The sequence below is a fragment of the Clostridium thailandense genome (assembly GCF_019207025.1).
In the GTDB taxonomy this organism is placed as follows: Bacteria; Bacillota; Clostridia; order Clostridiales; family Clostridiaceae; genus Clostridium_AM; species Clostridium_AM thailandense.
In genome coordinates this window covers 1-13,595 of the sequence record NZ_JAEEGC010000110.1, presented here as the reverse complement: position 1 = coordinate 13,595, position 13,595 = coordinate 1, and the positions used below count along the sequence as shown (strand labels likewise).

12 protein-coding genes are annotated in these 13,595 nt (G+C 27.3%); 2 read left to right on the top strand and 10 right to left on the bottom strand.

The genetic code is table 11. The features are described 5' to 3' along the window. From I6U48_RS19695 to I6U48_RS19655, 9 genes are all read right to left on the bottom strand, one after another. Positions 1-1,371: AAA family ATPase (locus I6U48_RS19695; protein WP_218322186.1), on the bottom strand; the 1,371-nt coding region annotated here is incomplete at its 3' end. Positions 1,372-1,894: 523 nt separating this feature from the next. Next, positions 1,895-2,587 carry a CRISPR-associated endoribonuclease Cas6 gene (locus I6U48_RS19690; protein ID WP_218322185.1) on the bottom strand — a complete coding sequence of 231 codons (693 nt, stop codon included), beginning with the start codon at positions 2,585-2,587 and terminating at the stop codon, positions 1,895-1,897. Position 2,588: 1 nt separating this feature from the next. Beyond that, positions 2,589-4,061, bottom strand: coding sequence for a hypothetical protein (locus tag I6U48_RS19685; RefSeq protein WP_218322184.1), 1,473 nt, complete (start codon positions 4,059-4,061; stop codon positions 2,589-2,591). Continuing rightward, entirely contained in the window at positions 4,058-5,140 is a 1,083-nt protein-coding gene (gene csm5 / locus I6U48_RS19680; protein ID WP_218322183.1) for a type III-A CRISPR-associated RAMP protein Csm5, read from the bottom strand. Before csm5 ends, I6U48_RS19685 begins: the two co-directional genes overlap by 4 nt. Next, positions 5,140-6,186, bottom strand: coding sequence for a type III-A CRISPR-associated RAMP protein Csm4 (gene csm4, locus I6U48_RS19675; RefSeq protein ID WP_218322182.1), 1,047 nt, complete (start codon positions 6,184-6,186; stop codon positions 5,140-5,142). The genes csm5 and csm4 overlap by 1 nt, the downstream gene beginning before the upstream one ends. An 8-nt stretch (positions 6,187-6,194) precedes the next feature. Further along, on the bottom strand, positions 6,195-6,956 hold the full coding sequence (gene csm3 / locus I6U48_RS19670; RefSeq protein ID WP_218322181.1) for a type III-A CRISPR-associated RAMP protein Csm3: 762 nt from the start codon (positions 6,954-6,956) through the stop codon (positions 6,195-6,197). An 18-nt stretch (positions 6,957-6,974) separates the two neighbouring features. After that, entirely contained in the window at positions 6,975-7,364 is a 390-nt protein-coding gene (csm2, locus tag I6U48_RS19665; RefSeq protein ID WP_218322180.1) for a type III-A CRISPR-associated protein Csm2, read from the bottom strand. Then, positions 7,357-9,483 carry a type III-A CRISPR-associated protein Cas10/Csm1 gene (gene cas10 / locus I6U48_RS19660; protein ID WP_218322179.1) on the bottom strand — a complete coding sequence of 709 codons (2,127 nt, stop codon included), beginning with the start codon at positions 9,481-9,483 and terminating at the stop codon, positions 7,357-7,359. The genes csm2 and cas10 overlap by 8 nt, the downstream gene beginning before the upstream one ends. A gap of 845 nt (positions 9,484-10,328) precedes the next feature. Beyond that, positions 10,329-10,661: a winged helix-turn-helix transcriptional regulator gene (locus tag I6U48_RS19655; RefSeq protein ID WP_218322178.1), complete on the bottom strand. Its 333-nt coding sequence runs from the start codon at positions 10,659-10,661 to the stop codon at positions 10,329-10,331. 155 nt (positions 10,662-10,816) lie between these two features. Between I6U48_RS19655 and I6U48_RS19650 the strand changes: the two genes are divergently transcribed. Both I6U48_RS19650 and I6U48_RS19645 read left to right on the top strand, forming a co-directional pair. Continuing rightward, entirely contained in the window at positions 10,817-11,371 is a 555-nt protein-coding gene (locus I6U48_RS19650) for a nitroreductase family protein (RefSeq protein ID WP_218322187.1), read from the top strand. A 162-nt stretch (positions 11,372-11,533) separates the two neighbouring features. Beyond that, positions 11,534-12,157: a flavodoxin family protein gene (locus tag I6U48_RS19645; protein WP_218322177.1), complete on the top strand. Its 624-nt coding sequence runs from the start codon at positions 11,534-11,536 to the stop codon at positions 12,155-12,157. A 461-nt stretch (positions 12,158-12,618) separates the two neighbouring features. Here I6U48_RS19645 and I6U48_RS19640 read toward each other — a convergent pair whose 3' ends face one another. Continuing rightward, positions 12,619-13,311 carry a Fic family protein gene (locus I6U48_RS19640; RefSeq protein ID WP_218322176.1) on the bottom strand — a complete coding sequence of 231 codons (693 nt, stop codon included), beginning with the start codon at positions 13,309-13,311 and terminating at the stop codon, positions 12,619-12,621. Positions 13,312-13,595: the final 284 nt, after the last annotated feature.

The window sequence follows — 13,595 nt, the reverse complement described above, 5'->3', positions numbered from 1 at the left end:
AAAGGCGTGATACACCTTTTCACTTTCTCTGCCTCCTACATCAAAATAACTTACACTGCTTAAAACAAAATCCTTCAGTATTTTACCAAAAGTTTTTATATCACCTCTTATAAGGCTTTCTAACATAAAGTTAAAACGATCATTATTTAAAGTTTCTTTAAACCAACTCATTATTATTTCATTATATAAATACTTAACTTCTAAATTTGGTACAGCTAAATCACATACAAGTCTTCCATCAGCTTTTCTATTTTTCTTTACTGTTTTTAAATATCCACTAAGAAGAAGAAAACTCCATACATTTTCTGTACTTTTATCTATTTCCTTCATTTCAATGTTTTCATTTATTTCTTTACTTATAATTTTATTTTGAACTAAATCCTCAAGCTCACTTTTAAGCTGCTGCCCTCCTTTTGTTATAAGCTTTTTCACTAAATCGTTACTACTGGTATTTATCCAATAAGGTTGAAGTCCTTCATCCCAATTATTAACATAATTTAGAATAGACCATGGATTATATATTATATTCTCTCCAAACACATAACCATTGTACCAGCTTTTTACTTCATCTAATTTAAATTCCACTTTATAATATTGGAAAATTTCTTCTATTTCCTTTTCTGAAAATCCAAAATAACTGCTGTATTTATTTTTCAAAATGCTATAAACACTTATATTGTTAAGACCTGAAAATATACTTTCTTTTGCAATTCTAAGAATACCTGTCATTACTGCTTTTGCAAGGTATTCATTATCTTTAACTCCTCCACTTAAAAAATTTCTCATAAATTCAATTATGTCTTCATAATAATCATTTAAATAAGCACTTTGGATAGGTACATCATATTCATCCATTAGCATTATAACTTTAGTTTCATAATATTTGCATAAAAATTTACTTAAATTTTTAATACTAGCTTCATATTGTGCTTGTGATGCCTTTTTAAACAAAATGTCATTATAATAAATTTTATCCACTTCACTTAACTTTTCTACTACATAGCTGAATCTATCATATTGTTCACTTATAAGGTCCTTTATTTTTTCATAACATTTATTAAAATCCTTATCTTTTAGATCTTTAAATGATATATAAATCACAGGATATTTTCCTTGATTTTCCATGCTATTTTTATGTTTATATATATTTAAATCTTTAAAAAGAAAACTGTTATCCTCATCAGTTTTCTCAAAGAAATACTTAAGCATACTCATATTTATAGTTTTCCCAAAACGCCTTGGTCTTGGCAACAATATAACTTCACTACCATCCTCTAAAATTTCTTTTATTAATGGACTTTTATCAACAAAATAGTACTTTTCACTTACTAACTTTTTAAAATCACTTATACCAATAGGAATTTTTTTCACCTAATCACTTCCTTCCTTAATAATTATTTTAACATGAATTCTATAAGTTTAAACATTTATAAAAAGTAAAGGCTACTACTAATTTTTATAGCAATATCAACACTCCAATATTGTGTATAATAACATTCTATGTTAAGGTTCAACCGCAAAACCAAACTTAGCCAGGCCCGTGATCTTGTTATTTAAATACATCTTATGTTAAGGTTCAACCCTTGGCCCATTTACAAAAACTAGCCTCGTCTGACTTATTTAAATACATCTTATGTTAAGGTTCAACAATAGCTTCTTTGAATGTAGATAAATTTGAAGCGTTATTTAAATACATCTTATGTTAAGGTTCAACCACTGTAAAATAGCCATTTTCTATTTTTATTATACCCTCTAAACCGTTTAAAATAAACACTTTCCTTAAAATTTTACCAGCTGTTTTTCAATTTCACCAAATGTGTTTTAAAAAATACCTTTAAGCCTTGAATATCAAGACTTAAAATGCACTTTATTTTAAATTAAGGTTGGTAAAATATTATTTATAATCACAAAAACCAGCTCCAAGACTACTGCCTTTTTCTCCTAAGCCCAAAGCAATAGCTGCTAAAGCCTTTTTCTGACTAAATTCATCTTGATTAACCTTTATCTGCACTTTATTTCCCAATAGATTAATGGATTTATAGCTATATTTCATAGGAAATTTATTCAAAATTTCTATTTCACTAATAAACGTACCTGATGCCATAACTCCACATTCTTCTCCAATTTGATTAAGTTTTTTCTCTAAATTATCGTTTAACCTTTTCACTAACAAATCTACTGAATATTTTTCTTTAAGCCATGGCTTACTGTCTATAGTAACAATAACAGGTTTTAAAGTATATATTTCATTGATTTTATCTACTTCTTCCATTTTTAAATCAACATCTATAGCTTTAATATTATTATAATTATGATTGTAAATAGCTATTGCCATTTTATTTAGCAATTGAATATTCATGCTTCTAAGTCGGAAAGAGTATATTTTATCTTTTTTATATACCTTGTCCCTTTCTATTGGATAAAAAGTATCAAATACATATTTATAAAACTTTTCTTCATGGAATTTTTTCAGTAAAGCTGTCTTTAACATAGAATTATTTATAAATACACCTATATTATAGGGAACGTCAACAAAATTCATATCCATTGATAGCTTTACCATTATTTTTAGTTCATAGAAATTCATTTTATATCTCCTCTATAAGCTCTCTCAAATGGCTGTTAAATTCACCATTTTTATCATAAAAATTATCGTCATTAATTTCAATATTATATATATTTTTATACTGCAATATCCTACTATCTAAAAATTCAATAGCATTTCCTATTTCTCCATCTATTTCGTCTTTTGATACTCCTTTATATCCATGTGCTAGTACACTATCGTTTCTTATTTGCCTTAATTTATCCATTTTAGTACAATGAACATATAATTTATATTCTTCACTTTCTTTTTCTAAAATTGCATCTAATATTTTGCTCATTTGTGGCACATTAAGTTTCCCCTTAACAACAATTCCTGCACTTTCTAATTCAGCTTTATTATTAAGCTTTAAATTATCATTTTCATTTATTCTCAATATATCTTTCTTAATTAGAATGGATCGATATATATCTTCCTCCATTCTAAAGACACGTCCAAGAAAATCAGTATATGCTCCATTCTCATATTCATATATAGCATTATTTTTCAATTCATTTAATAAATATATTTTTTCATTGTTCTGTAGTTCCTTTATGAAATATATAAATTTATCACAAATGGACCTACTTCCACTATCATAATCTTCTGCCTTTTCTATATATATGCTTGCATTTTTAAAATCAAATTGAATTCGTGCATGTGCTGCCTTTATCATATTTAAAGCCGTTTCATATTTCTTCTCTGAAACTCCATATTTATTATATTTCTCAAGTAATATCTTCGCCGCCATATAGTCATTTTTAGTAATAAATTCACATATCTGCTTTTTGTCATCATCTTTTCTAATAGTTTCAGATACATTAAATTTTACTGATCTATTAGTATTCTGTTTTGTATAAAATGGTATAACTCTACAGCTTGCATTTATACTTGTATTATATAATAGCCCAAAAGCCATGGCTGGTGTACCACCTGTTATATTTAAGAAAATTTTATTTGAATCATATTCTTTACTTAATTTTTCTTGATAGAACTTTCTCATCTCATCATAATCAGAAGGATTTGATTTTGTACAAAAACTAACTATTTCTATATTATCTTTTGATTGATTCAATCCTATTTCTAATTTTTTATCACTATGTAATTTCTTTATTATCTCCCCTAAATATACAGTATCTTGTCCATTATAATTTATATCTTCCTGATCTGTTATCATCAAAATAATTTTTTGTAACTTTTCCTCTTCTAAATCCCCTTCAATCTTTTTAATAATAGATTTAATTATAGGAAAATCAATATATTTAATTCCTTTAGGATAATGCTCTAATATTTTTTGGGTTAATTCTCTAAAACACTTAGAGAATACCATGTAGCTGTCATTCTCTAGTCTCCCTTTATCTAAAACCTCTTTCATTTCTTCATCATCATTATATAATTCTTTAATTGCTTCAATATTATCTTTATGTATTTGAAGATCCCGATTTCCTAAATTCGTAACTAATATATTTTGTTTCATATTTCCTTCACCTCAATCCATCCAAAAGTTCCCCTTATGTCATTATCACTTGAAATCACCCATTTAGTTGTAGGAAATTCACCTTTTTTTCTTTTCTTCTTTTGGTCTATTACAAGACTATAAATTTCATTATCACTAAGTTCCGCTGCTAAGGTATTACTAAAGAAACCTTTTAATTTCCCAACTCTAGCTATAAACCCATTTTTGTCCTTTTTAAATTTTTTTATTTTCTCTAATAAAAGATTATACTCATTTATAAGTATATCTTTTTCATTAAATCTAACTTTACAGATCTCTTCTAGTTCTTTATTTACAACCTTCTCATAAAAATCATTTATTTTATAAAACAAATCCTCTTTTGTAAAATCATTACCCTTTAATACTATTTGAGAATTTAGTGTTTGTTTTTTATCTATACACTCTAGGAGTATCTTCATATCTAAATTCAATTTTTCAGAATTAATATCCTTATATATATTTATACTTCTAGCTTCATATATAGAGGTTTGTATATTGCTATCTATTTCTGTATCTCTTATTATTAGATTTTTAAAAATGTCTTCTTGAACACTTTTAGGATTTTTTCTAAATATATCTTGTCCTATATATTCTCTTGTAAATATTGTTTTTTTACCTACAATATCATTTTTATCTATTTTGTTGTATAAAATAGCTGTTCTAATACAGCCTTTTAAAGAACTTCCTGGTATATATGGTATCCCTTTAGATTTAATGCATGTATTTATTTCAACATTTCCTTTTATATTGCAGCCACATTTAATTCTACCAGCCTCAACCTCTTCCAGCTTTATATGCTTATCCTGCAATAGATTTCTTATAGTATATTTATCCCTACTATTACTTCTATTATTACGTAAAATCTGTAAATATTTATTATAATATTCTTCATCTTTAATAAGAATATCTGAAATTTTATCAATATCCAGTAAAATAAAATCATCTTTGTCTTTTACAATATCTATATAAGGGCTTAATTTACTATTACTATCATCTAAAATTGCAACAGGTGAAAGTGTTTTTATTTCCAAGTTTAGTATATCCTTCTGTAAATGCTCCACTATCTCTCACCCCCAAATGGACACAAAAACGCTTTACCATAAACATATATACTATGATTAATGCCCTCTACTTTAAAAGTATAAATATCCCCTTCTACTTTTCCAGTGAAAATACTACCTTCCTTTATCAGTCTCAATGCTGGCTTCTTTATACTTGTTGATTTTTTTGAAAAAATAAATCCATTTCTGTTTTCTAAAGAATATTTGCTTATACTGCTTAAGTCTCTTTCTTCAGGATAAACCATAGAAATATTCACATATATTTTCTGGTTATCATAAATATTAAATTTATAATCACTCACAATAATTTCTTCAATTACTCCTGCACCTAAAGACCTTTTTCCACCTATTGATATAAATTGAAGAGCTTGAATGTATTTATCTTTTAATATTTCTTCGTTATCCTCTATGAAAAAATAAAAATATGGCTCTATTCTTATTCCTTCTGCTTCCTTAGTAGATAATATGCTAAAGGAATCATAGTAAGTATTTATAGACTCTTTAGTATATCTATCAATGGTATTTTTTTGAAGCATATCTTTTTGTATTGGAGTATAATCTTCTAATACTTTTCTAACATCATCTTCTACTTCATTGTTTTCTATATAATATTTTCCGTCAACAATAAATCCATTCTTAAAACTATAATCAATTGTATCTTCCTTTAAATCATATCTTTCGCTTAAGCTTCCAAAAGACTGGTGTGATATCCACATAATATTTTTGTATTTTTTTCTATTCAGCAAATTTTCTTCTTCTATTTCCTTTGAAATTTCTTTTTCCTTAATTAGTAAATAAGGCTTAGGTAAAAAATCTATATTCTTTGATACATTATTTTTAGTTATTTTTATTCCCAAAAAAGCTGATGATATTCTCACTTTTTTATTTATTAAATTTATTATGCCATTTAGTTCATCAGCTGAAATTACATAAGATAACGCATTAATAATCATAGAATACAATTTGTCAGAGGATATATAATCATATAGTTCTTCACCAATATGAAATTTTGCATTATCTTTAAAGCTTAATGTAACCTTCTTCATTTTACCACCTACTTAGCATCAATCATTTGTTCTTTTAACTTACCAAACCAAATATCATCAATTTCATTTACAGAAGCTTTAATATCCCCAAATTGCTTACTTGTATAATCATTTATTGTTTTTGTAAAAAATTTAATATTTTCTAATTTAACTTTTCCATATCCTCTTGTACCATTTCCCCCTAAATAATCATCTTCAAGAAACTGAAATCCTTCCATTAAGCGTTTAATATTATCAATATCTCTTTCGTTATATATTGTATAAACTATTTCTAGATCAAATATGGCTCCTTCTGGAACTCTTTCAAAAAGTCTTGGATTTGCTTTAGAAGTTAGCCTGTCTATTGAGTTTTCCCATTTTGATTCTGTATAGCTTAATTCTAAATCTTTAAAATCTCCTTCTTTTTTTCTCATGTCTTCAGCTATATTCTTTTTTAAAAAGGCATCCCTTACTATAATTCTTGTGGGAAATCTATCTAAACTCTTGTTTTTTTCACTAGCAGAAATCCCATATATTTTACAAACAAAACACTCTCCACAATCACAAGGAAGATTTTCTCCTTTTTCATTTTTGCTCATTTTATTATGGGCAAGTTCTGTGAGGCTTCTAAGCTTGCCTTTTAAAGACGAACCTGGAATATAAGGCTCTCCTTTATGACTTTTTATCACACTATTATCTATTCCACCAATTTCCACACTTGAGCTTCCTCCACCTATATGTAATCCTGTTTTAACAACTAAATCAGCATTTATAATTAATCTACCTATCATTTTAATAATTCTCCTCCTTTATGTATTATCACCATAGTATTTTCTATAAGCCACTATAGTTTCAATAAATTCTTTTAAGGATTTTATTTCTTCTTCATTATCATTGACATTTAAGCTTTCAATACCTTTGTCCAAAATATCAATTAAACTTCTTATAGCATATTTAGCACGACTATTTTCGCTTTTTCCTCTTATATACGCAAGTCTTGGTCTTAGTCTCTTCAAATCCATTGCTGTTTTAGCATTCATAATATCGCTGTATATTTTCCTTATTTGTGAAGTAGTTAATTTTTCATTTCTTAAATATTCTGCATATTTTTTGCATTTATATATATAACTATCATATTCATCTGTTAAGCTTGTAATTCTAAGTATAATTTCACTAAAATACTTTTCATTGTTATACAATCTTATCTCCTCCTGTTATATGTCTACAATTACATTGTGCCCATTTATTAGCAAACGGTATTATCATAGCTTGTTTACTCAAATCTGATTTTGTTATTGCACTTAAACATATATTTTCATATTGTTCTACTAAACTTTCAATCATTTCAATATTCTCATCAGTCTTCAAATCTCTTAAGTAATATGCTAATCTATACATTTTTATATAGTTCACATTTTTATCACCTTTTTTAAAAACAGCCTTAAAGCCTTTAGTACTTTTATCTATTTTTTCAAATATGCTTTTGCTTTTTGTTTTCCCATATATTTTCTCAATAAGGTTTTTTAATTTAATTAGTTCTAAATATTGCTCCCATGTAAAAATTTCTCCAAGAAAACATATTTTATCTTTTCCTTCTGTTAACTTTCCTCTACATAAGAAATCTTCTGTGATTTCAGCTGTTTTAAGAATAGGAAAATCTGAATTAAACATTCCTACGCCAGCTGAAAAAGTTTTATCTTTACAATCTACAAATGTTCTAAATACTTCTCTAAGTACATATGCAAATTCAAATACCTCCTCGTATCTTCCTACTACAAAGGTATCATCACCACCTGCATAAATTATTGTAATCTTTTCTTTCCAATTTTTAGTTTTTAAATACTGTCTGCACTTTTCAGGAATATAATTATTTTCTATAGTTTTTTCAACAAAACCCTCAAAAAATGTAGAAATATTTCTGCTCAGCCCAATAACTTGTCCAATACTTTTTGTGTTAATAAATAAACTTCCAAGGTTATCAACATCTAATTTAATAACACCAATTTTATTATCTCCTAATAACTGGCTGCTTGCCACCATTTCGTCTAATGAATTAGTACTAAGCTTTACACTTTTAAAAATATAGCCATCTACAGCATCATTGCCAAAATCATTAATTGAATATATTGTAGTTTTTTCATTTACTCTATAAAAGTCTTCAGTAAAAAAAATATTATAGCCTAACGATTTGAATATATCCGTTACTTTATCATATGTATCTTTTATCAAATCAAACTCTATCTCTTCTTCTATATAGTACTTTTTATTTCTTGCACCTTCTATCAATTCTATATATGATTGGCATAATGGACATCTTTTCTCTTCATCTAATTTTTCAGATATACAATTACAAATGCTGCATGTTTGATTTAATCTTCCGCCATCATCTATAGGTCCAAATATTTTTTTAAAATTTTCTTTAAGACCTACTTCATTCCATTTCTTATTCTTAATTTTTCCTACACTGTCCCCAACTTTCTTCCAAACTTCTTCAAAGCTATTAAAATCATTTAATGTAAATTCAACTTCTGCCAGAGCTAAATAAAGTTCTCCATTATGAGCATTAAGCAAAATTTTACTTAACTCTTCTCTTATTTTTTTAAACGCTTCTATATTCTCTTTGCTTGCTATAATATAAAAATTTCCTCCACCACTATACAAAATATTAGTAATATTAAGGTCAAGTTTTCTAACTATATACTTTGAACATAAATCCTGCAGAAGAGTCAAATAAAGAGAATGTGCTTTTAAAGTTTTTAAAGCATCTGCTTTCTTAGTTTTATATATAAAATTTTGTATTCCAGAAAAATCACCTTTTATCAATAGGAATTCGTTATGATTTTTTTCCTGACACTTTACTATAGCTGAGGTTATTTTACAAATATCAAATAGTGAAATATCACAATTTTCTTTGTTAACAGCAGGAATATTACTTAAATACTTCATGCATATATAATAAACTTTTTTAAAATTATCCTTACTTGATTCAAGTTTATTAAGTACATCATCTATATAATTATTCCAAACACATCTTTCAATGGTGTTATCTTCTTTTTTGCTTTTCTTTAATGAATCAAAGTCTAATTTTAATTCTCTAAATGAGAAATAACTGTTATCAGAATTCGATAATATGTTTCTCAATTTATAAATAGAGTTCTTTCCCATTTCAATTTTCTGATTACCTATAGCTGCACTATATGCCTTTTCTACATTATCATTGTTATTAATTGAAAATATATTTAATAATTTATTATATCTTTGTTTATCAATATTTTTCAGATATTTAGCAAATGCATATATCAAGTTATTACACTCCAACAACTTATCCTCCTTTTCTTCATTTTACTACAATATAATTCATATACTGTCTAAAATTATACCATCTTCAAATATTTGTTTCAATTGTATGATTTATCATTATACCCCTCCTCAATCTTAAAACAAGATAGAAGACTGTTATTACTACAAAAAATATATAAAGGCTGTGCACAAAGGGATATAACTTCCTAAATACACAGCCTTTATCATTATAAATTGGCAAGAACAGATATTATATACAGATATACTTGGAAATAACGCGAAAACTAATAATATATTAGCTTAAGATTTAAATACATCTCATGTTAAGGTTCAACAAACAGCACAGATGCCAATTGAAGGTATTAGTGTAGAATTTAAATACATCTCATGTTAAGGTTCAACACAGAAAAATCAATTATATTCTATAATAAAGATAAATTTAAATACATCTCATGTTAAGGTTCAACCTATTCACACCGTTTTTAAATTGCTTTTTAAGTTCATTTAAATACATCTCATGTTAAGGTTCAACCACTGTAAAATAGCCATTCTTATTTTTTATTATACCCTCTAAACCCTTTAAAATAAAGCCTTTCCTTAAAATTTTACCACCTGTTTTTCAATTTTAATAAATATATTTTAAAAAGTGCCTTTAAACCTTGAACTTCAACGCTTAAAAGGCACTTTACTTTTAGAGCTACCTGGTAAAAATCAAGTTAATACCATAACCTCTTTTCCTTCAGAAGCAATACCAACTTCTATTATATTCTTAATTCCCCGTGCTATAAGTTTTTTCACTAAATCATTACTGCTGGTATTTATCCAATAAGGTTGAAGTCCTTCGTCCCAGCTATTAACATAATTTAGAATAGATCATGGATTTTATAAGTTTTTCCCCATTCACACATGGCACTTAATATAGGCTGCATGCTTTTTCCAATATTAGTGAGGCCATATTCCACTCTTGGTGGTGACTCCGGATAGACTTCCCTATAAATTATTCCACCTTTTTCCAGCTCTCTTAATTGCATTGTCAATGTCCTTTGAGTAATATTACCTAATTTTCTTTGTAATTCATTAAATCTAATAGTTCCTTTTGATAAATGCCATAGAATTGATAATTTCCACTTTCCACTAAGTATATTTATAGTTAAATTCATAGGACACTCTGATTCTAAATTAATTGATTTTGACATTAATTTTCTCTCCTATTACATTTTTAAATTATATATTTTTATACCTAATTTAAATAGTATCATTTTTGATATTACATATCAAATTTGTGCGTACTTTTATAATAGTGGTTTTAATGATATTATTTTATAAAATCAACAAGGAAGGAAGAAATTATATGAATGAAGTTTTAAATGCAATAAAAAATAGAAGAAGTGTAAGAGCTTACTTACCTACACAAATAAAACAAGAAGATTTAGATTTAATTATCGAATCTGGTATTTACGCACCCTCTGGTCATAATGACCAGCCATGGCACTTTACTGTTATTCAAAACAAAGAAATAATACAACACATTAGTGACAAATCTAAGGAGTTAATGACAAAATCACAAATTGATTGGATTAAAAATATAGGATTAAATTCCAAAATGAACCTGGCGTATGATGCTCCAACATTAATTATTGTATCTGGTAATAAAAACGCACTTTCTCCAAAGGTCGATTGCTCTGCAGCAATACAAAATATGCTCCTAGCAGCAGAAAGCTTAAATATTGGTTCTGTCTGGATTGGTCTGATAACATTTTTCTTTAAACTAGAAGATGAAATCAAAAAACTTGGCATTCCAGATGGATATGAACCTTATTATGGTGTAGCTTTAGGATACAAAGTACTAAACAAAGAACTAACTGCCCCTAAAAGAAACTTAAATGTAGTAAATTATATAAGATAGTATGAAAGTAATGTTCTCCTGCAGCCATTACTTACTATCATTTTATAGTATACTTTTAGATACTATATCACAAAAATGTGTGCACTTGTAAAAAAGATACTCTCATTTTAAAATAATATTATATATGAATATATAAATATTATTAAAGTGAGGCATGATTATATGAAAGTGTTACTTATTAATGGAAGTCCTAAAATTAATGGCTGTACTTATACTGCTTTAGCTGAAGTAGCAAAGGAATTAGAAATCAATGGAATTGAAACAGAGATTTTTCATGTTGGAAGCAAACCTATTCGTGGCTGTATGGCTTGTGGTGGATGCTCTAAGACTGATGGTTTATGTGTATTTAATGATGATACTGTAAATATTGCTTTGGAAAAAGCTAAGACTGTTGATGGTTTTGTTTTTGGCTCTCCTGTACATTATGCAAGTGCATCTGGCCAAATAACCTCTTTTTTAGACAGATTTTTTTACGCTGGAAATGTTTTTCAGTATAAACCCGGCGCTGCAATTGTAAGCTGTCGCCGTGGCGGTTCAACTGCAGCTTTTGAACAGTTAAATAAATATTTTACAATTTCCAATATGCCTATTGTATCTTCTCAGTATTGGAATATGGTTCATGGAAATACTCCTGAAGAAGTAAAACAAGATTTAGAAGGAATGCAAACAATGAGAACTCTTGGTAAAAACATGGCATGGCTTTTAAACTGTATACAAGCAGGTAAGGAAACAGGAGTTAAATTACCTGATAAAGAACCTAGAGCTGTTACTAACTTTATACGTTAATTTTAAATAATATAAATTTTAAATTTTGCTCATATATAGATACCCTAACTTATACTATCAGAGTTATTGGTAATGTTTGGAATATATAAATGTATTTCTAGAGGACAATTTACATAGGACAGAGGACAGTGAAGGTGAGTTTTCTTCCTTACGTCAGAAAATTAATTTATTTTTTTAGGCTTGTTTCGCTAAGGCAAAACATCGCTTAAACATATAGAGCTCCATAGAAACAAGAGAACAGAAGTTTTTTAAAATTAAAGATTTTTCGTAGTGAAGCGGAAAAAAAATCCTCCTTCACTGTCCTCTGTCAATTGTCCTCTGTCCTCTAAAAGATATTTAACTTGTGTTAACTGCTACCAATAAATATTTTTTATAAGTTAAGTGTCGATCTTATTTATCTATAATCCAATCGTGCAAATATGGCTTTACTTAAGATTTTACCAGCAGTTTTTCAAATTTATTTAATATCTTTCTAAGCAATTATTATAGAAAAACTTGAATATACTATCAGCTTCTCTTGTATTGTAAAAATCAATCATTAAAGTATTAAATTGCAATCTGTCCTTTGCCTTTATATTAAATATTCCTTGCCCATTTGATATTAAAATCAAATTAGATACTAACCTAGAAGTTCTTTTGTTTCCATCATAATAAAATTGATTTAAGGCTCCCCATAGAAATATTTCAAAAGCTAATTCTGTTTTACTTTTACATCTTTTCATTATCTCAGGTAATTCATCTATAAAAATACTTTCTAACTCTTCAGCTCTTGGAGGAATAAATTCAGTACCAGCTATTCTAACTTGACCTGTTCTAAATACACCACTTATTAAAGCTTCATCTTTTGCAACTATATCATTAAATTTATTGAAACTATTGATATCAATTTTCTTATCGTTTTTAATTACTAAATCAAATAAATAATTCCATCCATTCCTAATGCTAAAAATTTGCTGCTCATCACTTACTTTGTGTCCACCTATGGTAATCCCATCAAGTAAAGTTTGTACTTCAGGATACGTAAATGGGTTTCCTTCTAAGCTGGCCATATTAAAAACGACATCTGGTAATAGCTTTTTAACTAATATTATTAATTTTTTGATTTCTACCGATGGAACTATGTCCTGATAAAATATTTTTCTATTAAATAGCATGATGTATCACTCTCCTAAAATTCTTTTGTAGTAGACAAGTATTATTATTTACCATTTTTCATTATACCCTCTAAACCCTTTAAAATAAAGACTTCACTTGAAATTTTACCAGCAGTTTTTCAATTTTAACAAATATATTTAAAAAAGCACCCTTAAGCCTTGAACTTCAACACTTAAAAGGTGCTTTTCTTTTAGAGATACCTGGTAAAAATCAACTCAATACCATAACTTCTTTTCCCTTAAAAGCAATTCTAGTCTGTATTATATAGATCCTCACGGCCGAA